Genomic DNA, 24,861 nt, shown 5'->3' on the forward strand with positions numbered 1-24,861 from the left:
TAGAATTAGCACTAGGTACTAATAACTTGTATTAACAGGGGGAATTTTAAAAATGACTCTTTCACTGAACGGTAAAACATATGTAGTAATGGGTGTAGCCAATAAAAGAAGTATCGCCTGGGGTATTGCTCAATCTCTCCACAATGCCGGGGCAAATTTGATTTTTACTTATGCAGGAGAACGCCTTGAGAAAAGTGTGCGAGAACTTGCTGGTTCATTGGATGAGAACTATTTAGTATTGCCATGCGATGTTACGAGCGATGAAGATGTCGCGAAATGCTTCAGCGATGTTAAAAAAGCGGCAGGTACAATCGCAGGTGTTGCTCACTGCATCGCATTCGCGAACAAGGATGAGCTAGTGGGCGACTATATGAATGTATCACGCGAAGGATTCCTGCTGGCACATAATATCAGCGCATACTCATTGACCGCTGTAGCGAAGGAAGCGAAGGAACTGATGGCTGAAGGCGGAAGTATTGTTACATTAACTTACCTTGGCGGCGAACGCGCAATTCCGAACTATAATGTCATGGGTGTTGCAAAAGCATCTCTTGATGCAAGTGTCCGCTACCTTGCCGCAGATTTAGGAAAGAATAATATCCGAGTAAACTCGATTTCAGCAGGACCAATCCGTACCCTGTCTGCTAAAGGGGTAAGCGACTTCAATTCTATTTTGAGAGAAATTGAAGAAAAAGCTCCGCTTCGACGCAACACGACTCCTGAAGAAGTAGGCGACACAGCGGTATTCTTGTTCAGCGACATGTCACGAGGAATTACTGGCGAGAATATCCATGTCGATTCAGGGTTCCATATTTTATAAAGCTTCTCTGCCAAAACAAAGTCCGCTTGGATCTCAAGCGGGCTTTTTTTATTGGATAAGAAAGTATAAATTTATCCACTTAGATTAGTGTCAAGCTCCAGCGCCTAGCCCCTCGAGACGTTTCGATCCGCCCAATGAAGTCAAAGAGCGACTTCACCGGTCGGCCCTCCAACGCTTGTCGGGGCTAACCAAGTCGCTTGCGCTTTTCTTATGTATATAGGCAGTTTCCTTCAAAAAGTTTTAACCCTGGGTGAATGTCCAGCATAAACATAAAGAGACTAATGATTCGACCCGGGAGGTTTGGAAATGGCCCGCAGAAAAAAACGCTTGAATCCTTTGTTATACATTGACCAGCGGACATATCAAGATGTTTCAACCAGTATGCAGGATAAATTTATTTTCAATGATCAAGTGCAAGCTGAAGAGAATGATGTGCAACTGCCTGAGGAAGCTGCAGGAGATAGCAAAGTAGCGGTTGATTTGGCAGATACCAGTACGGAGGAAAGCGCATTGGAAAGCGATGGGAGAGTTGAAGAAACGGAAAAAAAGCCTTTCAAGGAAATGACCATTCAGGAAAAAATCGAGTATCTGGCACAATTTCCCGCATCGATCGTAAAAATTCAATACAGTTTCATAACCACGGAAAATAAGATTGTAGGATATTTTATTTCAAAGGAAGATGATTACATCCAAGTTTTTCCAAGGAATAAAAGAAAGCCAGTAAAGATAATGATCGATGAAGTCCAGGACATTAGAATCAGCGGTTTATAAAGGAAAAGGGCTACCTTTTTGGCAGCCCCTTATCCTTACAGGTCTTCGGTAGCTACTGGATCCAGGCAAACCACTGCACAGAAGCAGTCAAGGTCTACAGTCATACAGATGCCAGTTCTGAAGAAAGTAGTTTCTCCATTGATTTGGCTGCAAGGGTCTGAACATTTGCTTAAGCCGTTTGGATCTTCTGTTGTTGTCAGCAACTCAAGCTTAGCGCAATTGTCATCTACTTTTGACACCCTGAAGAAGAAAGATTCAATGCAGCGTAATGTTTGAGTGGTTCCGTTTGTTCTTTGAAGCAGCTGCACTCCTGTACCAAGGAATGGTTCACATCCACAGTACAAGATTAGCGGAATTGTATCGAAAGTTGTAGGCGTAGTTGCTCCCGCAAGAAGATCCTGGATGGATCTATGGCAGCTTACATCACAATCACCTTCATCGTTGTCAACTTCGTCTTGAGCGTCTGCAACTCGCTTTAAAATATCCGCTACACAACTATCTGTGTCAAATTTTCTTTTTCCACAAGACATATAATTCATCTCCTTTTAGTTGATATGACCTATTGTCCTTAATAGAATATGAATCGCCTCTCTAATGGTGTGGGTGTTTGTCTAATTTTCATCAGGTTTCCTATAAAAAATGATGACAGGAGCGGACAGGCACAAGCCTATACATAGGGGTTTGCCTCACGTAAACTGTAGTATCTAGAATTAATACTGGTGGTGAAGTGGATGGACAATTGGATGGATCTATTCCTTCTTGTATTTGCAAGCTTCCGTTTGACCAGGCTGATCGTGTACGATACAATCACTGAATTTATTCGTGAACCATTTCATGAAACGGTGGTTGAGACCCAGGAGGATGGCAGCACGGAAACATATATTGAAATAAAAGGAGAAGGGCTGAGGTATTGGATCGGTGAGCTGTTAAGCTGCCATTGGTGCACGGGAGTCTGGTCAGCTGCAGTACTGTATGCTGGCTACGTTTTACTGCCGCAGCTATCAATGCCAGTCATCATAGTGCTGGCGATTGCCGGAATTGCATCGGTAATCCAGCATCATTTCATTAAAGACTGATAAGATAAATTAGTGAGTACGTCCAGAACCCCTTTGAAACCTTGTTCATAAACTGTTTTATGGACTCTTTAAAAAAGGGGTTGAAGTAAATGGAAGAAGAACAAAAAGCTCAAAGCAGCAACGATTCAAAGGTTTCCAAGAAAAATGTGACAGCCCGCCGTGTGCGAAAAAAACGTGGCTGTGGCTGTGGGAAAAAGAAAAAACAATCGTAAAAGGAGCGTCTGCCAAATATTCTGGCAGACGTTTTTTTAATGAAGATTTTGCTGATTGGGGAATTCTATAAAAGATGTGGTTAAGTTTATTAACACATGTTCTAAAGTTCATTAACCGCCAAACATATTGTTCTAAAATGGCTCAAATCAACCGTTTACATTACTTGGAAATAAAACCTGTGCTGAAAAATTCATAAATTGGGTTTTAGACGTGGAAAATAATTTTATCAGATGAACCTAGGAAGGGATTTAGGATGACTATGAAAAAGGCAGTAAATATTTTGGCAATATTAATCATGCTCGGAGCTGGAACAACTGGCTGTTCTTCTTTTGGAAAAACCTCACCAGAAAGCAGAGCATCCATGATTCAATCAGTTAATCCTGACCCAGGAGCGACAAATGATCTGGATGAGAAGAATCTCGAGCTGGCTAAAAAGGTTAAGAAAGATATTGCGGCACTAGATGCTATATATGATGTGGCCGTCATTGCAGGGAAAAAAGAAGTATTAGTCGCATACAAGGTCAAGCATATGAAGAGATTTGGCATGAAGCAGATCGAGAAAGAAATCAATAAGAAATTGGAAAAAAACTATCCTGATGAAGACTTCATTGTATCCAGCGACTATAAAATTTTCATTGAAGCTGTCGAGCTTCGGGAGAGAATGAAGGATCCGTCCTTTCCGGATAAGAAAGCAGAGGAGCAATTGCAGCGGATTATCTCGTTGAAAAAAGAATTAACATAAGAAAGGATGGGTGTGATGGGGGATAAAAAAAAGCAAAAAATGACACCTGAGCAGCAGCAGTATCAGCAGTTGGAACAAAAACATGAAATTAAACGACCTGTTGTGAAAAATTGCATTAAAGCATTTCTGGTTGGTGGATTGATTTGTACAATTGGCCAAGCAATTACCTATTTTTATATCTACTTTTTTAATTTCACCGAACAAACAGCCGGAAATCCCACAGTTGCGACAATGATTTTCCTTTCCATGCTGTTGACCGGTTTTGGTGTATATGACCATATCGGACAGTTTGCAGGAGCGGGCAGTGCAGTACCGGTAACTGGCTTTGGGAACTCCGTTATCTCGGCAGCGATTGAACACCGTACTGAAGGATTTGTCCTTGGTGTCGGTGGAAATATGTTTAAACTGGCAGGGTCAGTCATCCTGTTTGGTGTCTTTGCTGCTTTTGTAGTAGCACTCGTAAAAACTTTGCTGACCATGATGGGGGTGCTGTAAATGTTGGTTGGAAAGCAGTCATGGCAATTTTCGAACCGGCCTGTCATCGAATCATGGGGCTCATCAGGAGGACCGTTTGAAGCAGAGGGGAAACTCGCTGCAGACTTTGATGTCCTTCATGATGATTTGTGGATGGGGGAAGAATCATACGAGAAGGCTCATAGAGTTCTACTTGAAGAGGCAATCAAATCAGCGTTGCAGAAGGGAAATTTCAACAAAGAGGACATGCAATTCATGCTGGCAGGGGATTTGATCAATCAAATTACACCGACCAGCTTTGCGGCAAGAACGATGGCAATTCCTTATTTTGGCCTTTTCGGCGCTTGCTCTACCTCAATGGAGGGTCTTGCACTGGCATCGTTTATCGTCAACTACCAGGGAGCAAAGAAGGTTGTAACAGGTGCTTCAAGCCACAATTCAGCTGCAGAAAAGCAATTCCGCTATCCTACAGAATATGGCGGGCAAAAACCCCCGACTGCCCAGTGGACCGTAACTGGAGCAGGAGCGGCAGTTATTACAGACAGTTCGGATAAACAAGGAAAAATTGTTACGACTTCCGCCACAATCGGTAAAGTAGTGGATATGGGGATTTCTGATCCATTTAATATGGGTGGTGCAATGGCACCTGCAGCCGCGGATACGATCATTTCCCACTTTAAGGATTTAGCTCGGGAACCATCTTATTATGATTTGGTCGTGACGGGGGATCTTGGAAGGATAGGACAAGCTGCTACCTACGATCTATTACAGCAGTCTGGACTTGAGATAACGAAGGAACAATTTCAGGATTGCGGCCTGATGATTTATAACGAAGACCAGCCGGTTCAATCTGGAGGGAGCGGAGCAGGGTGTTCTGCATCCGTCTTATATGGACATTTACTTAACCAGATGAATAGTGGGGTATATAAGAAAATCCTTGTTGTTGCAACAGGAGCCCTGTTATCACCACTGTCATTCCAGCAAAAAGAAACAATACCCTGCATTGCCCACGCTGTTTCAATTGAACTGAACTAGGAAGGAGGAATCGCTTTGCTACCAATGTTTTTCTGGGCATTTGTTGTCGGAGGCTTGATCTGTGTATTCGGCCAATTGATGTTTGATATTGTAAAATTGACACCAGGTCACACGATGAGCCTGCTCGTGGTGATAGGGGCTGTCCTTGATGGTTTTGGATTATATGAGCCCTTGATTGATTTTGCCGGAGCGGGTGCTACGATTCCAATCACAAGCTTTGGAAATTCGCTCGTACACGGAGCGCTTCAAGAAGCAGAGCAGCACGGGCTCGTTGGGGTCCTGACAGGAATGTTTGAGATCACCAGTTCAGGTATCTCGGCTGCTGTTATCTTTGGCTTTATCGGCGCACTTATTTTTAAACCAAAAGGTTGATTTTTGGCACAAGGGATGATTAAATGCCGGATATTCTTAGAACAATCATACGTTCCATTATGCTTATCATTGGCTTATTCATCATCACAAAGCTTCTTGGGAAAAAGCAGCTATCGAGTCTGTCATTTTTTGAATACATTGTAGGGATCACGGTGGGCGATATTGCCGGTACATTATCGATGGATCCTGACTTGAGCTTAAGGGATGGGATTGCCAGCTTGGTTGTCTGGTCATTCGTTCCCTTGGCGATTTCAACAATTTCCTTAAGGAGCAGAGTGTTTCGCAGAATAGTGGAGGGGAAATCAACGACCTTCATCGAAAATGGAAATATTATAGAGAAAAATATGCGAAAAGAAAGATACAGTATTGACGAGCTGCTGGAGCAACTCCGCAAGAAAAGTGTATTCAAAGTAGCTGATGTTGAATTTGCGTCTCTTGATTCGAACGGTGAATTGAGTGTCTTATTGAAAAAAGCAAAACAGCCGGTAAAATACGAAGACCTCGCAACTGAATGGGAAGAAGAATCGGCCACGGTTCCCGTTTTGATAGACGGTAAAATCATTGAGGAAAACCTTAGTCGAACAGGGCTGGGTTGTAATGGATTGAAAGCAAAAATCCAGGATAAGGGATATCAACTGCAGCAGGTTTTTTATGCGGAAGTGGACACAAAAGGAGAGCTTAATGTAGATCTATATGATGAATACATATCCAGCCATTTTCCGGATTTTGATCATATTTGACCACCCTTTCATAAATGGGTGGGGGCTCGCCCATACAAAATCCACAAACCTCACATATATTGCTATTGAGTAATAAAAAGTGAGGTGAAGAAGAATGGGCTACGGTTATGGTGGCTTTTGCGGCGGCGGCTACGGATACGGCGGTGGCGGTTATTACGGTTCCACTTTCGTATTGATCGTCGTGTTGTTCATTTTGTTGATTATTGTAGGAGCAAGCTTCTACAACTAAGAGTAAAGAAGAAAAGCTGTTCCATTCGGGACAGCTTTTTCTGCTTTTTCTGCATGAACTTATGCTCATATTACGAAGCTCCCTTTCACCTTTTTTTGCTTCCTTCATACTATAGAGTAGTTAAAGAAGGAGGCGTGATTCATATGGATAATAATTTCTTCAAGAATATAGAAAAAAAGACTGGCGTAAATATGAATGATGTATTTGAGCTAGCGAATTCATTACAAAATGCGAACTTTAAAGATGAGCAAACAGTAAGAGGCGTGATCCGACGTGTGTCAAAAATGGCTAACAAGCCTGTAAGTAAAGAAATGGAAGATAAGATTGTGGAATCCATTGTCAAGGATGGAAAGCAGCTTGACTTTGGGCAAATTTCCAAAATGATCAACAAGAAGTGATTTTCTTGAATGCCAAATCAGGACCTGAGTTAAATTCCCAGGTCCTGATTTGGCATTTTTCGTTTTATGTTGGACAAGAAACGGGATGGGTTGGCTTTCCTTCCTCGTCTCTTTTGGGGAACGGATATGAACAGGTTTTTCTCTGCCCTTGTCACTGCTACATAGAGTAGACGACGTTCTTCTTCAAGGGGCAGCTGGTCTCCATTACGATAAGCATCCAAAGCGTAATCATGAGGAATGCTGCCGTCAACTGTTCCAATAATATAGACATTTCCATATTCCAGCCCCTTTGAACGATGGATGGTGCTGAGAGTGATGGCGTCAGTAAGCTTTTTGCTGCTTCGTTTAATTTCGGCGTTCATGGCTGTCATGTGTTCAGCATGATCAAGGAATTCTCCGATGGTTTTAAAATTGCGCGCAGCCACCCTTAAATCCCGGATATCATCAGAGCCCTTTTCAAGCTGGTTGCCTTCATTCCCACGCTTTTTGATGAAGTCCTGATAACCCAGATCTTTTTCAACTATATCTATTGCCGCAATGGGGGATAGCGAAGACAGAGAGCGGACAATTGGGATAAGTCTTTTTAGTTTCTGTTCCTGGAAGGCAAAACCGGTTTTTACATAGGTGAGTGCTTCAAGCATGGAACAATCATTCAGGATACTATTTGCCTGTAAATCACGGAAAATCGACTGCTTCAAAAATAGGGATGGAAGAATATTTTTGATCGCCTCCGGGTCATCCGGGTTTATGCTAAGTCGAAGGAATGCCAGCATTCCTTTCACGATGAAACGCTCATAAAATGATTCAATATCCTGATCAAGCCGGAATGGCAAGCTTGAAGTTGCAAGCCTCTCGAAAACGGAGCGGCTTGCTGCATTCGTCCTGAACAGGATAGCGAAATCACGGGGGCGTTCACCTTGTTCAATCCGTTCTTTTATGTCTGTCAAAATCATCGTCGCCTCTTCTTCTTCATCATACGGATGGAAGATGACCGGAGAACACTCTCCGGAAAACTGGGCCCGCATTTCTTTTTCATGGCGAGTGAGATTGGCTGATATTAACGTGTTAGCTGTCTCGACAATCTCATGCGGCGAACGGTAGTTTTGGTTCAAGATGATTAGTTTGGTATTCTGGAAGTCTGTTTTGAATTTGAACAGATAGGCAGGATCACTGCCCCGGAATGAGTAGATTGATTGGTCGTCATCGCCGACAGCGCAAACATTCCCGTGTTTGGCAGATAGCATTTTCATCAGTTCGTACTGGACTTTATTAATATCCTGAAACTCATCAATTAAAAAATGGTGAAAACGATTTTGATAGTTTTGCAGTATATCGGGCTTGTCCTTGAAAAGCTGATAACAGCCGAGAAGCATATCATCAAAATCGAATAAACTTTGCCTCTCTTTAGCTGTTTCATAGTCTTTATACAGCAAAGCTACCTTTTCTTCCCAAGGGGATTCAGCTTTAACCTGATGTGGCATGATCATCGTATTTTTCCACAAACCGATTTGCTGTAGTGCTAAATCATAGGCAAACTCTTTTTCATCAAGCTGTAGCTTCCTTCCAGCTTCCTTAAGAATTTGTTCCCGTTGCCACTCTTTTTTCATCAGCTTGTCAGATGACCATTTTTCACGCTCGTGAAAACAAAGGATTCGATAGAAGATGCTATGGAAGGTGCCGGCGATCAGCTGATTGACCTTAGCGGGCGACATTCCCGGATAATCGGCAATCCGTTTCTTCATCTCAGCTGCAGCCTTCGCGGTGAAGGTAACAAGCATGATTGAACTAGGGTCAATTTTCTTTTCTTCAATCATGAAGGCGGTTCTCGCGGTCAGCACTCTTGTCTTTCCACTCCCGGCACCTGCCAAGATCAATAATGGCCCCTCTGTTGAAACAACAGCTTTCTCCTGGTTGCCATCAAAGTGGACCCCAGCTTCTTTTAGCTGTTTTAAATAGTTTAACTTTACCCCTGGCTTCACAGGTGGGAGGGGAGTAAAAGTTGATGGAATCTTAACTTCACGTGGATAGAGGAATTTTTCTTCTCTTTCCGCTTCAGCTGTAATGGAACGGGACTTCGGAATACGGAATCCGTTTCGTTCGGTATATTCTGCTTCCTCGGTAGACTGAAGGGCTGGGAAGGATTCATTCTGATCGATACAGCCTTCCTTTGCTGAAAGGTGATGGTAGAAGTGAGGCTTTTCTTTAATACCTAAATAAAGACGTACAGGTTCTCCGCATACACTACATGTAAGCATCCCTTTTTTACCATCATCATAAAGCTTTTGGTAATCCTCACGGTTATAGTGTTCAAGGCTTATGATTTGTTGATTATACTTGGCTGTTTTCATGTTTTCCCTCATCTCCGACCAAAAATAGCACAATCTTTATCATATCAGAATAAGATTTTTAACAAAAGGTGTTTTCTGAACCCTTTACCACTTTGTATTTCATTATGGATTCAAAGAAGAGTTTTCCATTTTTAGTTTACTACGGTCATAAACAGGGAAATGGAAAAGAAGAATATAGTGAGAGTATAAATAATATTGCTTGGGGGGTATCAAAATGGGGTACATTCTTCCAGTGACAAATTATCAATATATACAATATGCTGAGCGGGAAATAGGAACAGACTATGATCCATTTATGATTCAAAAGGTTAGCAGGGTCCGCAAAGAAGATCCGGTAGAAAAGGGCCAGGAACAACAAGAGCAAGCCGTTGTCCCTATGCAAAAACGGAAGGATCATCAGCCTGTCGCGAGAATGCAGCTAGCAGCCTCTGATATAAGGTACTCTAATACAGATCGGATGTATAAGAAAAAGGTGAATCCTTCAGTGGTCAGCAAGGCATATGCAGAATTAACAGGAAAAGGGAGGCACTACAGCGAGTCAGTCTAAACTCAGCTGCAGTGCTTTTTATTTATATGTAGGGAAACAGACAAAAGCGAAACTCCACTCAGATGAGTGGAGTTTCATTTCATTGGATAAGAAAGTATGAATTTTGCACTTAGATTAGTGTCTAGCTCCAGCGCCTAGCCAGTTTTCATCCATGAAATAGCTTCCTCGAGTATCTTGCGAGAAGCGATAGCTTTGAGCAGCTCGGGACGTTTCGATCCGCCCAATGAAGTCAAAGAGCGACTTCATTGGGCGGTCCTTCAACGCTTGTCGGGGCTGACCAAGGCGCTTGCGCTTTTCTTATTCATATGGATTTTTTCATCGATTTATGTGGGATTCCGGCATCCATGAATTCTTCTGATACCGTTTCATATCCTAGCTTGCTGTAAAATGGGATGGCATGTGTTTGCGCGTTCAGTTTTAAGGTAGAGATGCCTTGTGACTTGGCATGTTCCTCGATCTTATCCATGACAGCGACACCAGCACCGGTTTTGCGGTTTTCTTTTAAGACACAGATTCTTTCAACCTTGCCGATTCCGTCCAATACACGGAATCTTCCGGCTCCGGCAGGTTTTCCATGATCATCATATAACACAAAATGCACAGAATCGGATTCAAACTGATCAATTTCTTCTTCCTCAGGGACCTGTTGCTCATGAATGAAAACAGTCTTGCGCACCTCGAATGCGTCTGCTAATTCTTGTTCGTTCGTTACAATTTTTACTTCCACGTCCATTTATTCCTTTCCAAGCCTGAATGTCTCATATACTGTCCATGAACCATTATCCAGCTGGTACAGTAAGTGTATCCTGTCGGCAGTATCTTCATAATGAACTTTTGTCATACGCAGTGAACCATATACATCGGAATGTTCATCGTCGGACATTTTTTGCCCGATGGTAATATGGGGCACAAAGTTATACTCCTGATCCCCACCATCAAATGTTGCATTCAGCTCATTATGAAGCTTTTCCAGCTCTTCCGGTGATTCGACCTTCAAGTAAATGACGTTGTTGACGGGCTTGAAGGAACCAATCTTAGTGACTTGTATATTGATTGGTTTGAAATTCCTGGCGATTGTATCGAGTTTATTCGCGATTTCCTTGATTTCTTCCTCCGTTGCTTCAAAAGAGGACTTAAGAGTCACATGAGGAGGGATTAACGCATAATGAGGATCATAGCGCCTTCTCATGGAATTTGCAAAATCCTGGATTTTCTTCGATGGAAAAATGACAATACCGAACTTCATCTCAGATACCCCCGTTTCATTAATGTGGTGCACATGGATTAACTAAGAATACATTAAATATGATTTACCATTCATTATAACAAATTTTCTAAATATATAATATAAAGAAGCATATTTTATGAAAACACTTGTTTTATAGCCCTTTTAAGGTCAGGCTGCCAATAAGTCCATGTGTGATCCCCGCTGAACTCATCGTAAAAATAGCCAAACCCTTTTTTCTTGAATATCTTTGAAAGCTCCCTGTTGGGTGTAAGGAAGTCTTTATTTTTGGATGAACTAGTCTTTACGTCTGTTTCTTGCTCTCCGACAGTGTGGTAAATGTTAAGCAATTCGGGTTGACGGAAATCCTCAACGGCCGAAAATACATCTTCATTTACATATGGAGACTGAAGGAGTACTCTTCCAAATGTGTGCGGATACTGTAGTGCTGCGAGCAACGAAACGGTAGCTGCGAGGGAATCACCAATCAATGCGCGGCCCATGCCCATTTGGTAGGTGGGATATTGTTCATCCAAATAAGGTACAAGCTCATGAGCCAGAAAACGGATATAGGCTTGATGCTGCTCTCCTTTTGGGTGATATTTGCGCCGCCTGTCCTCAACCGATTCATACGGAATCCCTACGATGATGACGTTTTCAATTTCCTTTTTGCCAAGGAGTTCGTCTGCAATCCTTCCGATGCGTCCTAACTGGAAATAGTCCCGGCCATCCTGTGCAATCAGCAATGAATATTTATATAAGGGAGAATAGTTGGCAGGCAAGTAAACCAGCATGGTCACTTCTTCTCCGAGTTCCTTGCTTTTAAATACGATTTCTTCTATTTTGCCCATTGGAAAATCCATTCATTTACCTCCAAACAACAATGATCTAGTGTTTCATCACTAAGATTTTAGCATATGTATTTTAAAAAAGCTTTTTTGGCAATCTACTTTTAGCGTGAAAGAAATATAGTAAGCAAGTAACATGTTTGACAATTGTGTGAAGTCTTATGTTAAGATTATGTTGAACAATTCTATTTCTATAAGGGGGAATTCTGATGAAAAAAAGAAAGTTTCTTTTATTCTCTGCATTGATGCTGGTCCTTTCAATGGTCCTGGCTGCATGTGGCGGCGGAGGCGGCTCTGACGAAGAGGGCGACGGAGAAGGAAAATCAGAAGAAAAGCCAAAATACATGAGCATCCTTACTGGTGGTACGGGTGGTACATACTTCCCGTTGGGCGGATCATTTGCCAAGATTGTATCTGACGCAACAGGGGTTAGCACAAATGCTGAAACAACAGGAGCTTCTGCAGAGAATATGCAGAGCATTAAAGACAATAAAGGTGAAATCGCCTTCACACAAACTGACATCGCTTCCTACGCAACGGAAGGTAAACTGATGTTTGACGGAAATAAAATTGATAACATCAAGGCAATCGGTACACTTTACCCTGAAACGATTCAAATCGTTACAACTGAAAAATCAGGGATTAAATCTGTAGCGGACCTTAAAGGCAAAAAAGTCTCAATTGGTGCACCAGGTTCTGGTACAGCAGCGAATGCTGAACAAATCCTTGAAGTTTATGGACTATCACTTGATGATATTGAAAAGCAGGACTTAAGCTTTGATGAGTCTGTTAACGGAATCAAAGATGGCAACATCGATGCTGCTTTCGTAACAGCTGGAACACCTACAGCTGCTGTTGAAGAATTATCTGCAACAGAAAAGGTTGTTATTGTCCCAGTTGAAGCTGACAAAGCTGAAGAGTTAATTGAAAAGTACCCATACTACGCTAAAGAAGTTGTACCTTCTGGAACTTACAAGCTAGATTCTGAAGTGCCGACAGTGGCAGTTCTTGCGATGCTCGTAGTAAAAGCAGACCTTTCTGAGGATCTTGTATATGACATCACAAAGTCAATTTTCGAAAATCTTGATCAGGTGACACACGCGAAAGCTAAGCAAATTAAGCCTGAAAATGCACTTAACGGTGTTGGTATCGAAGTCCACCAAGGTGCACAGAAATACTATGATGAAAAAGGTATAAAAGCAGCTGAGTAAGAGTAAGAAAGAAATTGGCCGGACCGTGTCCTAGGGGCATAGTCCGGTCACTTCATCTTAAAGAAGGCTTTTTACAAGAAGGCCACATGGGTGACAACCCAGGCAGGATAGACCGAACTTCCAACCGGTCTATTTTTTACTGTAATAACGAAAGAACTCCATTGGAGACAATGGACAGGCGAGGCTAGTGATATGAAAAAAAACGGGAATAAACTAAAAATCTTCGTTCTGTCTGCCCTCATCATTTTTATTTTTATCTCAATCAATATCCCATACAAAAAAGCTCTAGTTTTTCTTGCACCAGAAAGTAATGATATACTCTGCTATGTACCGATTGATGCAGGGGAAACCTTTAAAATAAAGTATACGCATTCGATTCATCTGTCAGATGTGATAGAAAGCTATAAAGTTACCGAAAGCGATAAAATCAGACAATATGAACTCGAGTATGAAGATTTTGCAATTGGTATGCCATCTGAAATTGCGGATGGTGAGAACTTTGAAATGAAGGATGGCAAATATTATATTACAAATATGGCCAGGGAATTCTCTCATTTCGATATGCGGCTTGGCCAAGTCCGGGCAAACCACACCCTGATTTATGAAGACATAACATATCCTTTGTCGAAGGCGATTGAGCCTGGATCCAGGGTACGGATAAAGATTGAGAAAATTAGTTTATTGAAGCAATTGGAAGGAGTGAATATCCTTGACGACAAATGAAGAAATGGTATCTCAAGAAAAACAACAAGAGCTTTTGGAAAAGTATGATCCGGAGGCCGCAACTAGAAAATTGGCAGGTAAGATGGGATGGATTGTCTTCTTCGGACTTCTGGCTTTCTCGTTATTCCAGCTGTACACCTCGATATTTGGTGTTTTGACTGCCCAGCTCCAGCGTTCAATCCACCTGGGATTCGCTCTAGCGCTTATTTTCTTGCTGTTCCCGGCAAGGAAGAAGAACCTCAAGGTGAAAAAAGTAGCATGGTATGACTTGCTATTGGCAGTGATTGCGGTTGCTGTCGGTGCTTATTGGCCAATGATGATCGATGACCTCGTAAACCGTGTCGGCCGTTTGACACCAATGGACTTCTACATTGGGATCGCTGCGATCCTGCTGGTTCTTGAAGCGACACGAAGGACGGTTGGCTTGCCGATTACCATTATCGCAGCTTTATTTATGGCTTATGCCCTTTATGGACCTTATATGCCAGGTTTCTTAGCCCACAGGGGACTGGATTTGGAATCTCTTGTCCAGACAATGTTCTTTACGACGGAAGGTATTCTGGGAACTCCGCTGGGGGTTTCATCAACATTTATTTTCTTATTTCTATTGTTCGGTGCATTCCTCGTAAAGACAGGGGTAGGACAATATTTCAATGATCTTGCTGTTGCCGTTGCAGGTAAAAGTACTGGTGGACCAGCCAAGGTTGCGATTTTCTCCAGCGCCCTGCAGGGAACAATCAGCGGAAGCTCAGTGGCTAACGTTGTTACTTCCGGTTCATTTACGATTCCAATGATGAAAAAGCTTGGCTACCGCAAAGAATTTGCCGGTGCTGTCGAAGCAGCGGCATCAACTGGTGGGCAGCTCATGCCGCCAATCATGGGAGCGGCTGCGTTCCTCATGGTTGAATTCATCGGTGGCGGAATTACTTATTGGGAAATTGCCAAAGCAGCAACCATTCCGGCATTATTATATTTTACTGGAATCTGGATCATGACACACTTCGAAGCAAAGAGAATTGGGCTGCGCGGTTTAAGTGACGAAGAAATGCCCGACAGAAAAGAAGTGCTTAAAAAGATTTATCTTCTTTTGCCAATCTTGATTGTCATTCTTTTGATGGTAAGCGGTATGAGTATCATGCGTGCTGCCCTTTGGTCAATCCTATCGACAATTATCGTCAGTGCTTTTAGCAAAGAGACGAGAATCGGTTTTAAAGATGCGATTGATGCGCTTGTCGACGGTGCGAGGACAGCATTGGGAGTTGCGGCTGCTACAGCAGCTGCAGGTATCATTGTTGGTGTCGTAACGAAGACAGGACTTGGATTGAAGCTTGCAAATGGCTTACTTGACCTTTCAGGCGGTTACTTGATTCCGACCTTGATGTTTACGATGCTTGCAGCAATTGTTCTGGGGATGGGTTCGCCAACGACGGCCAACTATGTTATTACATCGACAATTGCCGCACCTGCGATCATCCTTTTGGGTATCCCAGATTTGTCTGCTCACTTATTTGTTTTCTATTTCGGTATCATTGCCGATATCACGCCTCCGGTTGCGCTGGCAGCATTTGCAGCTGCGGGAGTGTCGGGCGGAGAACCACTGCGTACCGGTGTGAATTCTGCTAAGCTGGCAATTGCCGCTTTCATCATACCTTATATGTTCGTGTTGTCTCCTGAACTTCTTATGATCGATACAACCTGGACGTACTTGATCTGGGTCGTGTTTACCGCCATTTCAGGTATGCTGGCAATTGGTGCCGGTATTATCGGTTACTGGCTGAGGAAATTATTCTGGTGGGAAAGAGTGCTTGGATTGGTAGCAGGTATTATGCTGATCTATCCAGAAGGTATGACAGATATGATTGGTCTTGGTCTATTCATACTCCTTGTTGCACTACAAGTGATCATCAAGGATAAAGAATCAGTGAAACAAAAGACCGCAAATTAATGAAGATAAAAAGGAGTCCTAGCTAAAGGGCTTCTTTTTTTAGCTTGATTTAAGCAATTTTCCCCTTTCGAGCATAACCGACAAGATGTTTTCCTTTTTGAAAAGGCGGTCAGCATTTCTAAGAAAACAGAAAGCTTTAAAATAATGTTCGTGCATTTCTTTTACGATTATTCTGCGTTGGGTAATTTCGTTATTTGCTGCAAGATAAATCATCTCCACAGCAAGTTTTTCCTTAAGCGATCTTTCAAGCAGGCTTTTCATATGCTCTCGCTCCTTATAATTTATATATCCATTATACCCGAACACAAGTTCTTTATTCAACCATTTTTAGAACGCTTGTTCGTATAATATTAATGGTATAATTTACTCGGAGGTGGAATCATGGAAAAAGAACTGCTTAAGACATTTGATGAAAATGGGAACGCAAGAGGAACCGCCACTAGAGCGGAAGTACATAGAGAAGGGCATTGGCATGAGACCTTTCATTGCTGGTTTACTGAGAAGATCGGAGATGAGCACTTTATTTTTTTTCAAGTCCGCAGCTCAGACAAAAAAGATTATCCCAATTTGTTGGATATTACTGCAGCGGGTCACATTCTTGCAGAGGAAACCTATTTGGATGGTTTAAGAGAAGTGAAAGAGGAACTTGGGATTGAATTGTCCCTGGAGGATCTGAAGTCATTAGGAGTAATCAAAGATTCATTGAAAAGTCCCGGATTTCTTGATAATGAATTATGCCATGTGTTTTTATATGACAAGCATATCCCATTCGATCATTACGACCTGCAAAGGGAAGAGGTCTCGGGCATTATGATGACAAGCATGTCTGAATTCATAAATCTATGGTCTGGTAAGAAGCAGAAAATAAAAGCAGAAGGTTTTCTGTCCAGTGGGGAACAAGAAAAGAAACAAAGTAGTTTGCTTGTTACAAAGAGAGACTTTGTACCCCATGAAGATTCGTACATTTATAGAGTTATAGAGGCAATGAAAAATTCGTAAAACAGTTTTTTTATGCAATATATTATTGACAATCCCATCATTTCAGTATATATTAGTAAATGTCCTCACTAAACAGGACAAACACAATAGGATTCCTTAGCTCAGCTGGGAGAGCGCTACCTTGACAGGGTAGAGGTCGCTGGTTCGAACCCAGTAGGAATCATACTAAAAAGCTTCAATCCTTTTTTAAGGATTGAAGCTTTTTTTGCATTCACCAACTTTTTTTAGATTAAGTTTGGCGGGATCTGCTCAGTGTGTAAAACAGCAGGAGGTGTATTGAAAACATAAGGTGGTGCTGGTTTTAGCTTTGGTTTTGGACCAAATGGAGCCGGATTCTGGACATATTGGAATGCGCCCAGGCCATCCATACTCGTTCCGCTTGCCCATCTGCCAGCAGCACTTTCGTCTCCCTCTGAAAGGTTAAATAGCACATAGGAAACTTCCTGTTTTTCTAGGTGTTTCGGGAAGGTGCTCGGTACCACTACATTTTCCTTTGCTTCCAATTCTTTTATTGCTGCGATCCACTGATTTTGGTGCATAGTATCCCTTGCCAGCAGCCAGGATAGCATATCCCTTACTCCTCGGTCTGTCGTTTCATAATATAGTCTGGCAACCTGGAGCCTTCCCTGGGACTCAGCATTCAGATTAGCCCTGAAGTCAGCAAGAAGGTTGCCGCTCGCGGCGATGTAAGCTGCAGTCCACCGGTTTCCGACACTGTCAGCAGGCATAGCGCCTAATCCTGATACGATGATATGTTGCGGATTCATTCCTCCTAAAATCGCTTTCATCATCGGATCCTTTGCCGCTTCCTCTTGTGCTCCAACAGGTGCCCCATCCAAGAGCCTGGCGATCATGGTGGATAGCATTTCGATATGGGCCAATTCTTCTGTTCCGGTATCCATTAAAAGATCCCGATACTTTCCATCTCCCCGCGTATTCCACCCTTGAAAAAGATATTGCATAGCCACCGAAATTTCCCCGAACTGTCCACCGAGCACTTCTTGAAGTTTTCTGGCATAAACAGGATCAGGCCGATCTGGTTTTGCTTGATATTGTAACTCTTTTACATGGTAAAACATCCTATTCCTCCCTAAAGAAAAATGCATTCCGCATTTATCATATGGGCAATTAGGGTTTAAGGAACTTGGATTAGTAAGAGGCCGAGGATTATCGGGAATCTTCGAGCAAAGCATTGTACGTTGACTGGTTATTATCAGAAATATTCCTTCATATTCTTATACTAAAATAACCGGTTGAAAAGGGGGAATGGATCATTTCCTTTTTAAAAAAAAGAATAAAGTCACCAATTGAAGTAATCAAGGGTAATTTACAAAAAAGGCAGAAGGTGAAGCAGGTAAGGAACCCTACTGCAGAAGAGAAAAAAATCATTATTGAAATAAAGAGGAAGACCAAACAACTAAATGGAAATAATATCACAAGAACGAAAGCATATTTGGACTTTTATTTGAAGCATCCGGAAATTCACTGGGCATTCCTGGCCCATATGGTTTCACGGAATGGTGGATGGAGCATGACTGATTTAAAAGCTGAGCTTTTAAAAAGACTTTTATCCAAAGGCGAAAAGGAATCCTACTTCTTAGTCCTTGAACGAGGGAATTGGCTGATCTTCCAGGATGCCTATCCACAGCTTCTGCTCTATGAGGAAAGTCTGAAGAGGAAAGAACCGCTGTTCAGTCTCCTTTCACACCTGAATGTTTCTTTTTTTATGGAAGCGATTTGGGATCACTTCTGGAAATCTTCCAATCCATCTTTGCTCACAATCGGCTTGATCATCAATGAACAGCATTATATAGAAAATAGAATCATTCGGGATCAAAAATATATCAAAGAGGTATTTAATACCCTTGAGTTTGAATTACAGGATGTTTTGTCCTTCAATCAAATTCTTTTCCCATACAATGATTATGGTGTTATTAAATTGGCTGGCCAGACAGTGAACCAATTCGAGTCATTGCGTGAAAGAATCCAATTGGGTAAGAGACTTTATGCCGTTCTATTTGATGATGAACTACTGAAAAAGGTGGAAGAGTGGGCAAGGTTGCATCCGCATACTGGTTCAAGAAAAGATTACTGGCCTCATATCTTCAATGATATACATGAAGGAAGCCCAGGACTTAAATATGAAATTAAATTGCGTTCATGCATGCTAAAACCAGGTGCAAGAAGGATTTATAGTCCCTCATTGCAAAATGTATGGAAAAACCTCCTGCATCCAGAGGCAGAGGCAGGAGAATGGTTTGATGATATTAAAGTCGTAGAATATCTTAGGGAGATAGAGGCACCATCTGTTGGAAACATAGAATTTGAGTATTGCCAAACACTTGAAAAGCTTGAACTAGCTGCTTTTGCTAAAAAGATAGTTTCTATTCTTGATTAGTCTATGGTCCTTAGCATGGAACAAGTCAAAAGCTTTAGGGAGAGCTGTTATTGTGACAGGTTTCAGGTTGTGGAAGTCAAGGCTGTCAAGAAAACGTGGTTATTGTGACAAGTTCCAGGTTGAAGAGCCCAAAGCTGTCAAGAAAATGCGGTAATTATGACAGGTTCAAGCTTAAAGAGACTAAAGCTGTCAAAAAATGCAGTAATGATGGTGGTTTAGAATTGTTGAACAGCATATTAGTTTTTCTCTTATAAAGATTCGCTATCAGGAGAATTTCACATGAAAGAAACGGTTGTTTCCAACCGTTTCTTTCTTAAGGGTGATGTTTGTGTTCCTGTTGAGGCGTACTTCCCTTTAGGGTTTCGATCCAAGTGTGTCCAAGTTGGCTGCCCGAATAGAGATAGAATACCAGGAATATGAAAATGAGGAATGGTTTCATATAATATCTTTTGGATGTGATGGCTGTTTCAGTTTTTGGTAGTATTTTAAAAAGGAATAGGGCTGCAAGTGTTACTGTCAAGAAGATGTTAATGAAGATTAGGGATTTTTCAGGCTGAAGCATTTCTCCAAGCATGGCCCCCATCATTCCGCCCATTATGCCGGACATTAGACCTTCGATTGCAGCAGCAGAACTGAATGAAGCGCCAGTTATCGTGCCAGCTGCTGCTCCTATCAACATTGATAAAATGGTAGAAAGAAATAGGTCACCGCGAAAAACAGTTCCCAGCAAAAGTCCACTAGTCAATCCAATATTCATGCCGATAAACATTGGAATAATCATCCCGGTCATGCCTGCCATGTCAGCCTTTTGACGAAGAGCCAGGATGATGGAAATCAGAATAACGGCAGATAGCGTGAAAAAGACAAAAGCATTGTACAATAACATGGATAGCCCCCTTTTTACCATCATATGAAAATAGAGGACAAACCATTCCCGAAGTTGACCCCATTAACATTTAACGTATAATTCATCAAAATTCACAAAATATAAAGGGTGTTAAATGATATTAGGAGGAATAAGTGATATGGGAATATTGTCAGCGTCGCCATCTCAAATGGACAACTGTATTGATGCATGTGTGAAATGTGCAAGGGCGTGTGAGGAGTGCCTGTCTGCCTGTCTTCAGGAGCCTGATGTCCAGGCACGGATCATGTGCATTCAGACCTTGAATGACTGTGCAGAAATATGCCTTCAGGCTGTGGCTTATATGGCAAGAAACAGCCAGTTTGCCAAGCAGCACTGCCAGCTGTGTGCAGATATTTGTGATGCATGTGCAATGCATTGTGAAAAGTTTCAGGATGCACATTGCCAGGAATGTGCAAAAATTTGCCGTCAATGTGCAGAAGCATGCAGAAACATGGCTTCATAAGTATGCTTTAAGACTAAATCCTTGCATTTGAAATGCAGGGTTTTTTTATTGGTCAATAGCAATTAATACGACATTATATCAATGAATTAGGCACACGAAGATTTCCTCTTACACATATAATGCTAATATACTTGCCATTTTTAGGAGTGATCAGATGCCTGTAATAATTGGCGGTATTAAGATTGGCGGTGTTCAATCGGGAGCATCAATGAACAACGGTGAGATTTTGTTCACCTCTACTCACAGTAAAATGAACATGCAGGCACAAGCTGGTTCATTTACCGTAGGGGATGCAAATTTGATCAATAATGCTGGCAGCGGGAATTTCTCCGTACCACAAGTGAATGATCCCGATATAGCAGAGGTAGGAAACTAAGGGGTGCAAGCGGTGAATAATTACTTTTACCATTTAATTCATTCAGAAAAAGAATATTGGAAACAGCTTGCCCTCTCTTACCAAACTAGAATAAGAGAACTCGAAGAAAAAGTAGAATTAATGAAATCTGAACAAAACGGTGAGCTCCAGTCAGAGATCATTAACGATACAACCGGTAAAATTTCCATTCAAAATGTTAAAGTGAACCAAATACAATCCGGTGCTGCCTTTAATATTGCTGAGATGATATATAGTACTACCAAAAGCGATATGGACATGGATTTGGGGCCGAATTCTATGAATATTGGTGACCATAATAGAATGGAGCATCAAGAGGGATATAGTGAAGTTGGGGCCAGTACAAGGGATGTAAATTTATATACTAGCTTTGTACGGGCCAGCTTTCAACCTGTGAACTGAGTTGCAGTTACGTTTACCCTAAATTAAAAAGGGTACGAACATAATAGAGGGTCATCAAAACTCAATCACAGGAGGTAGATCTTATGGATAAAAATAAAGCTCCTAACAAAGGGTTGAATACTGATCAGAACAACGGTCTGACTGATACTCAGGAGGTGCTTTACGCAAAGGACTTCACTCGTGCAGTAAAGGCTGAAAATAAGTACAGAGAAGAGAAGGGAAACAAAGGTAAATAGATAGACAAAAAGATGGCTTTTAAGCCATCTTTTTTATTTCCATATTTAATGGAAATGACTCTATGTTTAGGCAGAAATGTGACGGGTATTGGTTCTATGTAGGCACAATCACACAATTTTTATAATGGTAAATAGTTGTATTGGCATATATGTCTTAGTTTTGAGAATCTCAACTTTTAGACATTGGATGCCGCAACAGAAACCATTACGCTCAATCAGTTAAATATTTTAATTCGAATGAGCGCAAAAAACTAGAACGGAGGTAATAGTCTATGGAAAAGACAATCGTAGGTGGAGTATTCAGGGACTCAGACGAAGCAATTGGTGCAATTAGAAGACTTAAGGAAATGGGCTTTGATACGAACGATTTATCAATCTTCGCAAAGGACGATGATAAATTGGAGAACATTGAAGACCAGACGGATGTAGATGTAATTGAAAATGATTCTGGCCGAGGGAAAAATGCTGGCAAGGGTGCCGGTATTGGTGCTGGAACCGGTGGAGTTCTTGGAGGCATCGCTGGCCTGATAGCTGAAATCGGTCTGCTCTCAATCCCTGGTATTGGTGTACTTGCTGCAGCAGGTCCGCTTGCAACGACTTTGAGCGGTGCAGCAATTGGCGCTACAGGAGGCGGAATCGTCGGTGCCTTGACAGGTGCCGGAGTAACAGAAGATGACGCCAAAGAATACGAGAGATACTTGAAGGAAGGAAATATCCTGGTGTTAGTCGAAGTGGATGAGGAAAGAAGAGAGGAAATCCATACCACTTTTAGAGACTCCAATTCATTAAACACTGATATGTATGTGACTTCCTAAGCTGGAGGGCAAGAGGCATTCCTTTGGATAGGAATGCCTCTTTTTTATGGATATAGGGATTACTTCTGTATTAAAAAAACGTATCTGTTCCAGTAGGACAGGCATTGCTTATGATGAGACCTATCCGGTAAGCTTAGGCCATTTTTTATGACGCAGGACTTGGTAAATGGCCAGGCCATCACTATAATTGCCATTTCCGTAATCGACTGGAATTAATGAAAAGGTTGCCAGCCAGACAGAAAAATAGGAATAACGGACAAATATAGGATTAGGTTCTAAAAAGCCCTGTGAGATGAGGATGTTTAACACAAGCACAGACCCAAGATTAAAGATGATGCCACCGGCATGGACAAGGAAATGGGTTAAACGATTATTCCATTTAAGGTGCTCATACTCGCTAAAGGCATCCAAAAAATACATGCTGTTTAAACTGAATGGTCCCTTTTTGAAGATCCTTTTTCCGCGCCCAAGGGAGAAACTGAATTCTCCTCCAAATATCCATGCAAAGAAGGAATGCCCTAACTCATGAATTAGTGAAACTACTGGATAAATAAATAACAGTGCCAGAAGAAAGCCAACAAAGTCTGAAAAGCCGAACATGAATAGAGACCTCCTATCTTAAAAATGTTTTTTATAATCAATGTACAGATTTTACCCATGGCCAAGTAACCTAAACGAACATATAAGTTGAAAATATTTCACATTTCCTTATTATTTTCAACTATTTACACAAATAGACAACTTAACCAAATTATAAGCTGGAAAGGACAGGTGAAAAATGGATAATCGTAAAAAGAATAATTTTAAGTCTTTGTTTTTGACAGGGATTGCTGGAATAGTCGTTGGAGCGATTCTTATCTTCTTGCTTGGTCCGTTTTCGTCTGAAAAAGATTTATTGTCTACAGCCAAGAACGATTCAGAGGGAAAGTTTACTGCAAAAGTCAGTGCTGATGAGGGTGAAGAGGATCCCACTATAAAGGAAGCGGTAAACAAAAGTATGGATACGGTTGTCAGCGTGGTGAAATACGAAGGCGGAAGTATGTGGGAAGGAACTGAGCCGCAAAAAGCCGGATCTGGTTCAGGAGTCATTTATAAAAAAGAGGGTAGCAAAGCATATGTAGCAACTAATCACCATGTGATTGCCGGTGCAAGTCAGATTGAAATTAGCCTCGGCAACGAAAAGAAGCTTCCGGCTAAGCTCTTAGGCTCCGATCCATTACTTGACCTTGCCGTATTGGAGGTAAATGGTGAAGAGATTAATGATGTTATTGAACTTGGCAAATCGGAAAAACTGGAGCCAGGGGAAACTGCGATAGCGATTGGAAATCCGCTAGGCTTCTTGCATGGTACTATAACGGCCGGTGTAATCAGCGCTCCAGATCGAGTGATGCCTGTCGATATAGATCAGGATGGAAGCATTGATTGGCAGTCAGAAGTAGTCCAAACCGATGCGTCCATTAATCCAGGTAACAGTGGGGGGGCATTGATCAATATTCAAGGAGAACTGATTGGCATCAATTCATCTAAAATAGCCCAAGAGGCTGTTGAGGGGATAGGATTTGCCATTCCAGTTGATGTAGCAATGCCAATTTTGAAAGATTTAGAAGAATATGGGGAAGTAATGAGGCCATATATAGGAATTGTTCCGATTTCACTGGCCGATATTCCATCACAATATTACAGTGAGACGTTAAACTTGCCAGCTGGAGTGGAAAATGGAGTCGTCATCAAGGAAGTAGTATCCACGTCACCTGCAGGAAGGGCTGGCTTAAACGAGTACGATGTCATTACAAAACTTGATGACACAGAAGTGAAAACCGCAGGTGAACTCCGTAAATATTTATACACCGAGAAAGAGGTTGGCGATGAAGTAATAGTGACATTCTACCGGGATGGGAAAGAGGAAACTGCAACATTGAACCTGGTCGAAGATTTGTCACAAAGCAATTAATCTATAGCCGTATGAACTGCACTGAAATTGTTGGACGCAAAACTAACAATGGAGGTGCAGTTTTTATATTGCCTTTTTCATTGTTTATTTAGTTGATTAAAATTAAAAACGCCTATACCCTTCCTGGAAGAGCGAATAGGATAATACAGAATAATTAAATGTAGGAGGGGAAAATATGTCACGTGAAAAAGGAAAGGTTATTCATGTAGATAAGCTTACCATTCATGCAAAAGAAGTTGAGATCATTCAGGAAAGTCCAAGAAGACACCACAAGGATAGAAGGCATCCATTGGATTTCTTTGGTCATGGAAGAAGAGGAAGGCATGAAACAGAAGAAGGCAGACACATTGAGGAAGAAAGCAGTTCGGATGAGAGAAGGAAAGAAGAACACAGAGGACCAAGGTGGTTTTAGAAAGCAAACGACTTGAAAAATCCAATATTCATTAATACAGAAAAGGTTATTTAAAATGGCTTTCCTGTTTCTTTGTTAAAAGAAAAAAATCTAAGTACAACCAGAAACTTCATTATTATATAAAACCAGCTTGCAGACGTTAAAACCTGCAAGCTGGTTTATTGATT

Annotated in this window: 34 protein-coding genes and 1 tRNA gene; 25 read left to right on the forward strand and 10 right to left on the reverse strand. The window is 41.7% G+C overall.

The window, feature by feature from the left end; translation table 11 throughout:
- Positions 1-52: 52 nt before the first annotated feature.
- Positions 53-820, forward strand: coding sequence for an enoyl-ACP reductase FabI (gene fabI / locus AB5I83_RS14705; RefSeq protein WP_167833802.1), 768 nt, complete (start codon positions 53-55; stop codon positions 818-820).
- A 306-nt stretch (positions 821-1,126) separates the two neighbouring features.
- Positions 1,127-1,591, forward strand: a complete 465-nt coding sequence (locus AB5I83_RS14710; RefSeq protein WP_448976199.1) for a CotO family spore coat protein — start codon at positions 1,127-1,129, stop codon at positions 1,589-1,591.
- 35 nt (positions 1,592-1,626) lie between these two features.
- Here the strand turns inward: AB5I83_RS14710 and AB5I83_RS14715 are convergent, their stop codons facing one another.
- Complete coding sequence (locus tag AB5I83_RS14715) at positions 1,627-2,121, reverse strand: CotY/CotZ family spore coat protein (protein WP_226644496.1); 495 nt, start codon at positions 2,119-2,121, stop codon at positions 1,627-1,629.
- Between the two features lie 201 nt (positions 2,122-2,322).
- Between AB5I83_RS14715 and AB5I83_RS14720 the strand changes: the two genes are divergently transcribed.
- From AB5I83_RS14720 to AB5I83_RS14760, 9 genes are all read left to right on the forward strand, one after another.
- Positions 2,323-2,667, forward strand: a complete 345-nt coding sequence (locus AB5I83_RS14720) for a DUF1360 domain-containing protein (RefSeq protein ID WP_448976201.1) — start codon at positions 2,323-2,325, stop codon at positions 2,665-2,667.
- Positions 2,668-2,756: 89 nt separating this feature from the next.
- Positions 2,757-2,879: a hypothetical protein gene (locus tag AB5I83_RS14725; protein ID WP_448976203.1), complete on the forward strand. Its 123-nt coding sequence runs from the start codon at positions 2,757-2,759 to the stop codon at positions 2,877-2,879.
- Positions 2,880-3,133: 254 nt separating this feature from the next.
- On the forward strand, positions 3,134-3,622 hold the full coding sequence (locus tag AB5I83_RS14730) for a YhcN/YlaJ family sporulation lipoprotein (protein ID WP_448976205.1): 489 nt from the start codon (positions 3,134-3,136) through the stop codon (positions 3,620-3,622).
- A 15-nt stretch (positions 3,623-3,637) separates the two neighbouring features.
- Complete coding sequence (gene spoVAC / locus AB5I83_RS14735; RefSeq protein ID WP_167833798.1) at positions 3,638-4,117, forward strand: stage V sporulation protein AC; 480 nt, start codon at positions 3,638-3,640, stop codon at positions 4,115-4,117.
- Positions 4,118-5,131: a stage V sporulation protein AD gene (gene spoVAD / locus AB5I83_RS14740; RefSeq protein WP_448976207.1), complete on the forward strand. Its 1,014-nt coding sequence runs from the start codon at positions 4,118-4,120 to the stop codon at positions 5,129-5,131.
- Positions 5,132-5,146: 15 nt separating this feature from the next.
- Positions 5,147-5,503 (forward strand): stage V sporulation protein AE, encoded by a 357-nt coding sequence (gene spoVAE, locus AB5I83_RS14745; RefSeq protein WP_167833796.1) that lies wholly within the window; start codon positions 5,147-5,149, stop codon positions 5,501-5,503.
- A gap of 23 nt (positions 5,504-5,526) precedes the next feature.
- Positions 5,527-6,243 (forward strand): DUF421 domain-containing protein, encoded by a 717-nt coding sequence (locus tag AB5I83_RS14750; protein ID WP_448976209.1) that lies wholly within the window; start codon positions 5,527-5,529, stop codon positions 6,241-6,243.
- A 94-nt stretch (positions 6,244-6,337) separates the two neighbouring features.
- The gene (locus tag AB5I83_RS14755; protein ID WP_167833794.1) at positions 6,338-6,472 is read left to right on the forward strand and encodes a YjcZ family sporulation protein; all 135 of its coding nucleotides are present in this window, start codon (positions 6,338-6,340) and stop codon (positions 6,470-6,472) included.
- Positions 6,473-6,615: 143 nt separating this feature from the next.
- Complete coding sequence (locus AB5I83_RS14760) at positions 6,616-6,870, forward strand: stage VI sporulation protein F (RefSeq protein ID WP_023615234.1); 255 nt, start codon at positions 6,616-6,618, stop codon at positions 6,868-6,870.
- A gap of 29 nt (positions 6,871-6,899) precedes the next feature.
- Here the strand turns inward: AB5I83_RS14760 and AB5I83_RS14765 are convergent, their stop codons facing one another.
- Positions 6,900-9,218, reverse strand: coding sequence for a UvrD-helicase domain-containing protein (locus tag AB5I83_RS14765; protein ID WP_448976211.1), 2,319 nt, complete (start codon positions 9,216-9,218; stop codon positions 6,900-6,902).
- A 214-nt stretch (positions 9,219-9,432) separates the two neighbouring features.
- On the opposite strand from AB5I83_RS14765, the gene AB5I83_RS14770 reads away from it, so the two are divergent.
- Positions 9,433-9,765, forward strand: a complete 333-nt coding sequence (locus AB5I83_RS14770) for a hypothetical protein (RefSeq protein WP_226087191.1) — start codon at positions 9,433-9,435, stop codon at positions 9,763-9,765.
- Between the two features lie 114 nt (positions 9,766-9,879).
- On the opposite strand, the gene AB5I83_RS14775 is transcribed toward AB5I83_RS14770, so the two are convergent.
- The 4 genes from AB5I83_RS14775 to AB5I83_RS14790 all read right to left on the reverse strand — a co-directional run bounded on the left by AB5I83_RS14775 (position 9,880) and on the right by AB5I83_RS14790 (position 11,853).
- Positions 9,880-10,011 (reverse strand): hypothetical protein, encoded by a 132-nt coding sequence (locus AB5I83_RS14775; protein WP_448976213.1) that lies wholly within the window; start codon positions 10,009-10,011, stop codon positions 9,880-9,882.
- 55 nt (positions 10,012-10,066) lie between these two features.
- Positions 10,067-10,492 carry a GNAT family N-acetyltransferase gene (locus AB5I83_RS14780; RefSeq protein WP_448976215.1) on the reverse strand — a complete coding sequence of 142 codons (426 nt, stop codon included), beginning with the start codon at positions 10,490-10,492 and terminating at the stop codon, positions 10,067-10,069.
- Between the two features lie 6 nt (positions 10,493-10,498).
- The gene (locus tag AB5I83_RS14785; RefSeq protein ID WP_448976217.1) at positions 10,499-11,011 is read right to left on the reverse strand and encodes a YjcG family protein; all 513 of its coding nucleotides are present in this window, start codon (positions 11,009-11,011) and stop codon (positions 10,499-10,501) included.
- A gap of 116 nt (positions 11,012-11,127) precedes the next feature.
- A complete protein-coding gene (locus AB5I83_RS14790; protein WP_448976219.1) occupies positions 11,128-11,853 on the reverse strand; it encodes an alpha/beta hydrolase in 726 nt (241 codons plus the stop codon).
- A 194-nt stretch (positions 11,854-12,047) separates the two neighbouring features.
- Between AB5I83_RS14790 and AB5I83_RS14795 the strand changes: the two genes are divergently transcribed.
- From AB5I83_RS14795 to AB5I83_RS14805, 3 genes are all read left to right on the forward strand, one after another.
- A complete protein-coding gene (locus AB5I83_RS14795) occupies positions 12,048-13,049 on the forward strand; it encodes a TAXI family TRAP transporter solute-binding subunit (RefSeq protein ID WP_448976221.1) in 1,002 nt (333 codons plus the stop codon).
- A 192-nt stretch (positions 13,050-13,241) separates the two neighbouring features.
- Positions 13,242-13,772, forward strand: a complete 531-nt coding sequence (locus AB5I83_RS14800; RefSeq protein WP_448976223.1) for a DUF1850 domain-containing protein — start codon at positions 13,242-13,244, stop codon at positions 13,770-13,772.
- Between the two features lie 4 nt (positions 13,773-13,776).
- Positions 13,777-15,717 (forward strand): TRAP transporter permease, encoded by a 1,941-nt coding sequence (locus AB5I83_RS14805; RefSeq protein WP_448976474.1) that lies wholly within the window; start codon positions 13,777-13,779, stop codon positions 15,715-15,717.
- 39 nt (positions 15,718-15,756) lie between these two features.
- On the opposite strand, the gene AB5I83_RS14810 is transcribed toward AB5I83_RS14805, so the two are convergent.
- The gene (locus AB5I83_RS14810; RefSeq protein ID WP_448976225.1) at positions 15,757-15,978 is read right to left on the reverse strand and encodes a hypothetical protein; all 222 of its coding nucleotides are present in this window, start codon (positions 15,976-15,978) and stop codon (positions 15,757-15,759) included.
- 120 nt (positions 15,979-16,098) lie between these two features.
- Here AB5I83_RS14810 and AB5I83_RS14815 point away from each other — a divergent pair, with 120 nt between their 5' ends.
- A complete protein-coding gene (locus AB5I83_RS14815) occupies positions 16,099-16,716 on the forward strand; it encodes an NUDIX hydrolase (protein ID WP_448976227.1) in 618 nt (205 codons plus the stop codon).
- A gap of 90 nt (positions 16,717-16,806) precedes the next feature.
- Positions 16,807-16,879: transfer RNA gene (locus AB5I83_RS14820), tRNA-Val, on the forward strand.
- 61 nt (positions 16,880-16,940) lie between these two features.
- On the opposite strand, the gene AB5I83_RS14825 is transcribed toward AB5I83_RS14820, so the two are convergent.
- Complete coding sequence (locus tag AB5I83_RS14825; RefSeq protein ID WP_448976229.1) at positions 16,941-17,795, reverse strand: manganese catalase family protein; 855 nt, start codon at positions 17,793-17,795, stop codon at positions 16,941-16,943.
- Between the two features lie 266 nt (positions 17,796-18,061).
- Here AB5I83_RS14825 and AB5I83_RS14830 point away from each other — a divergent pair, with 266 nt between their 5' ends.
- Positions 18,062-19,114, forward strand: coding sequence for a DUF2515 domain-containing protein (locus AB5I83_RS14830; protein WP_448976231.1), 1,053 nt, complete (start codon positions 18,062-18,064; stop codon positions 19,112-19,114).
- A 313-nt stretch (positions 19,115-19,427) separates the two neighbouring features.
- Here the strand turns inward: AB5I83_RS14830 and AB5I83_RS14835 are convergent, their stop codons facing one another.
- Positions 19,428-20,000: a hypothetical protein gene (locus AB5I83_RS14835; RefSeq protein WP_448976233.1), complete on the reverse strand. Its 573-nt coding sequence runs from the start codon at positions 19,998-20,000 to the stop codon at positions 19,428-19,430.
- Positions 20,001-20,139: 139 nt separating this feature from the next.
- Between AB5I83_RS14835 and AB5I83_RS14840 the strand changes: the two genes are divergently transcribed.
- From AB5I83_RS14840 to AB5I83_RS14860, 5 genes are all read left to right on the forward strand, one after another.
- Positions 20,140-20,484, forward strand: a complete 345-nt coding sequence (locus AB5I83_RS14840; RefSeq protein WP_448976235.1) for a four-helix bundle copper-binding protein — start codon at positions 20,140-20,142, stop codon at positions 20,482-20,484.
- 154 nt (positions 20,485-20,638) lie between these two features.
- The gene (locus tag AB5I83_RS14845) at positions 20,639-20,860 is read left to right on the forward strand and encodes a spore germination protein (protein ID WP_448976237.1); all 222 of its coding nucleotides are present in this window, start codon (positions 20,639-20,641) and stop codon (positions 20,858-20,860) included.
- Between the two features lie 12 nt (positions 20,861-20,872).
- Complete coding sequence (locus tag AB5I83_RS14850; RefSeq protein ID WP_448976239.1) at positions 20,873-21,280, forward strand: hypothetical protein; 408 nt, start codon at positions 20,873-20,875, stop codon at positions 21,278-21,280.
- Positions 21,281-21,363: 83 nt separating this feature from the next.
- The gene (locus AB5I83_RS14855; RefSeq protein ID WP_448976241.1) at positions 21,364-21,516 is read left to right on the forward strand and encodes a YfhE family protein; all 153 of its coding nucleotides are present in this window, start codon (positions 21,364-21,366) and stop codon (positions 21,514-21,516) included.
- Between the two features lie 272 nt (positions 21,517-21,788).
- Positions 21,789-22,331 (forward strand): general stress protein, encoded by a 543-nt coding sequence (locus AB5I83_RS14860; protein ID WP_448976243.1) that lies wholly within the window; start codon positions 21,789-21,791, stop codon positions 22,329-22,331.
- A gap of 120 nt (positions 22,332-22,451) precedes the next feature.
- On the opposite strand, the gene AB5I83_RS14865 is transcribed toward AB5I83_RS14860, so the two are convergent.
- A complete protein-coding gene (locus AB5I83_RS14865) occupies positions 22,452-22,931 on the reverse strand; it encodes a hypothetical protein (protein WP_448976245.1) in 480 nt (159 codons plus the stop codon).
- A 178-nt stretch (positions 22,932-23,109) separates the two neighbouring features.
- Here AB5I83_RS14865 and AB5I83_RS14870 point away from each other — a divergent pair, with 178 nt between their 5' ends.
- Positions 23,110-24,282 carry a S1C family serine protease gene (locus AB5I83_RS14870; protein WP_448976247.1) on the forward strand — a complete coding sequence of 391 codons (1,173 nt, stop codon included), beginning with the start codon at positions 23,110-23,112 and terminating at the stop codon, positions 24,280-24,282.
- A 175-nt stretch (positions 24,283-24,457) separates the two neighbouring features.
- Complete coding sequence (locus AB5I83_RS14875; RefSeq protein WP_448976249.1) at positions 24,458-24,694, forward strand: hypothetical protein; 237 nt, start codon at positions 24,458-24,460, stop codon at positions 24,692-24,694.
- Positions 24,695-24,861 lie beyond the last annotated feature (167 nt).

Source organism: Mesobacillus sp. LC4, assembly GCF_053543455.1.

What these genes read in the sequence shown, in the direction of transcription:
- fabI (WP_167833802.1), top strand. Translation starts at nt 53, where the DNA reads ATGACTCTTTCACTGAACGGTAAAACATATGTAGTAATGGGTGTAGCC.
- AB5I83_RS14710 (WP_448976199.1), top strand. Translation starts at nt 1,127, where the DNA reads ATGGCCCGCAGAAAAAAACGCTTGAATCCTTTGTTATACATTGACCAG.
- AB5I83_RS14715 (WP_226644496.1), bottom strand. Translation starts at nt 2,121, where the DNA reads ATGTCTTGTGGAAAAAGAAAATTTGACACAGATAGTTGTGTAGCGGAT.
- AB5I83_RS14720 (WP_448976201.1), top strand. Translation starts at nt 2,323, where the DNA reads ATGGACAATTGGATGGATCTATTCCTTCTTGTATTTGCAAGCTTCCGT.
- AB5I83_RS14725 (WP_448976203.1), top strand. Translation starts at nt 2,757, where the DNA reads ATGGAAGAAGAACAAAAAGCTCAAAGCAGCAACGATTCAAAGGTTTCC.
- AB5I83_RS14730 (WP_448976205.1), top strand. Translation starts at nt 3,134, where the DNA reads ATGACTATGAAAAAGGCAGTAAATATTTTGGCAATATTAATCATGCTC.
- spoVAC (WP_167833798.1), top strand. Translation starts at nt 3,638, where the DNA reads ATGGGGGATAAAAAAAAGCAAAAAATGACACCTGAGCAGCAGCAGTAT.
- spoVAD (WP_448976207.1), top strand. Translation starts at nt 4,118, where the DNA reads ATGTTGGTTGGAAAGCAGTCATGGCAATTTTCGAACCGGCCTGTCATC.
- AB5I83_RS14750 (WP_448976209.1), top strand. Translation starts at nt 5,527, where the DNA reads ATGCCGGATATTCTTAGAACAATCATACGTTCCATTATGCTTATCATT.
- AB5I83_RS14755 (WP_167833794.1), top strand. Translation starts at nt 6,338, where the DNA reads ATGGGCTACGGTTATGGTGGCTTTTGCGGCGGCGGCTACGGATACGGC.
- AB5I83_RS14760 (WP_023615234.1), top strand. Translation starts at nt 6,616, where the DNA reads ATGGATAATAATTTCTTCAAGAATATAGAAAAAAAGACTGGCGTAAAT.
- AB5I83_RS14765 (WP_448976211.1), bottom strand. Translation starts at nt 9,218, where the DNA reads ATGAAAACAGCCAAGTATAATCAACAAATCATAAGCCTTGAACACTAT.
- AB5I83_RS14770 (WP_226087191.1), top strand. Translation starts at nt 9,433, where the DNA reads ATGGGGTACATTCTTCCAGTGACAAATTATCAATATATACAATATGCT.
- AB5I83_RS14775 (WP_448976213.1), bottom strand. Translation starts at nt 10,011, where the DNA reads ATGAAGTCGCTCTTTGACTTCATTGGGCGGATCGAAACGTCCCGAGCT.
- AB5I83_RS14785 (WP_448976217.1), bottom strand. Translation starts at nt 11,011, where the DNA reads ATGAAGTTCGGTATTGTCATTTTTCCATCGAAGAAAATCCAGGATTTT.
- AB5I83_RS14790 (WP_448976219.1), bottom strand. Translation starts at nt 11,853, where the DNA reads ATGGATTTTCCAATGGGCAAAATAGAAGAAATCGTATTTAAAAGCAAG.
- AB5I83_RS14795 (WP_448976221.1), top strand. Translation starts at nt 12,048, where the DNA reads ATGAAAAAAAGAAAGTTTCTTTTATTCTCTGCATTGATGCTGGTCCTT.
- AB5I83_RS14800 (WP_448976223.1), top strand. Translation starts at nt 13,242, where the DNA reads ATGAAAAAAAACGGGAATAAACTAAAAATCTTCGTTCTGTCTGCCCTC.
- AB5I83_RS14805 (WP_448976474.1), top strand. Translation starts at nt 13,777, where the DNA reads ATGGTATCTCAAGAAAAACAACAAGAGCTTTTGGAAAAGTATGATCCG.
- AB5I83_RS14810 (WP_448976225.1), bottom strand. Translation starts at nt 15,978, where the DNA reads ATGAAAAGCCTGCTTGAAAGATCGCTTAAGGAAAAACTTGCTGTGGAG.
- AB5I83_RS14815 (WP_448976227.1), top strand. Translation starts at nt 16,099, where the DNA reads ATGGAAAAAGAACTGCTTAAGACATTTGATGAAAATGGGAACGCAAGA.
- AB5I83_RS14825 (WP_448976229.1), bottom strand. Translation starts at nt 17,795, where the DNA reads ATGTTTTACCATGTAAAAGAGTTACAATATCAAGCAAAACCAGATCGG.
- AB5I83_RS14835 (WP_448976233.1), bottom strand. Translation starts at nt 20,000, where the DNA reads ATGTTATTGTACAATGCTTTTGTCTTTTTCACGCTATCTGCCGTTATT.
- AB5I83_RS14840 (WP_448976235.1), top strand. Translation starts at nt 20,140, where the DNA reads ATGGGAATATTGTCAGCGTCGCCATCTCAAATGGACAACTGTATTGAT.
- AB5I83_RS14845 (WP_448976237.1), top strand. Translation starts at nt 20,639, where the DNA reads ATGCCTGTAATAATTGGCGGTATTAAGATTGGCGGTGTTCAATCGGGA.
- AB5I83_RS14855 (WP_448976241.1), top strand. Translation starts at nt 21,364, where the DNA reads ATGGATAAAAATAAAGCTCCTAACAAAGGGTTGAATACTGATCAGAAC.
- AB5I83_RS14860 (WP_448976243.1), top strand. Translation starts at nt 21,789, where the DNA reads ATGGAAAAGACAATCGTAGGTGGAGTATTCAGGGACTCAGACGAAGCA.
- AB5I83_RS14865 (WP_448976245.1), bottom strand. Translation starts at nt 22,931, where the DNA reads ATGTTCGGCTTTTCAGACTTTGTTGGCTTTCTTCTGGCACTGTTATTT.
- AB5I83_RS14870 (WP_448976247.1), top strand. Translation starts at nt 23,110, where the DNA reads ATGGATAATCGTAAAAAGAATAATTTTAAGTCTTTGTTTTTGACAGGG.
- AB5I83_RS14875 (WP_448976249.1), top strand. Translation starts at nt 24,458, where the DNA reads ATGTCACGTGAAAAAGGAAAGGTTATTCATGTAGATAAGCTTACCATT.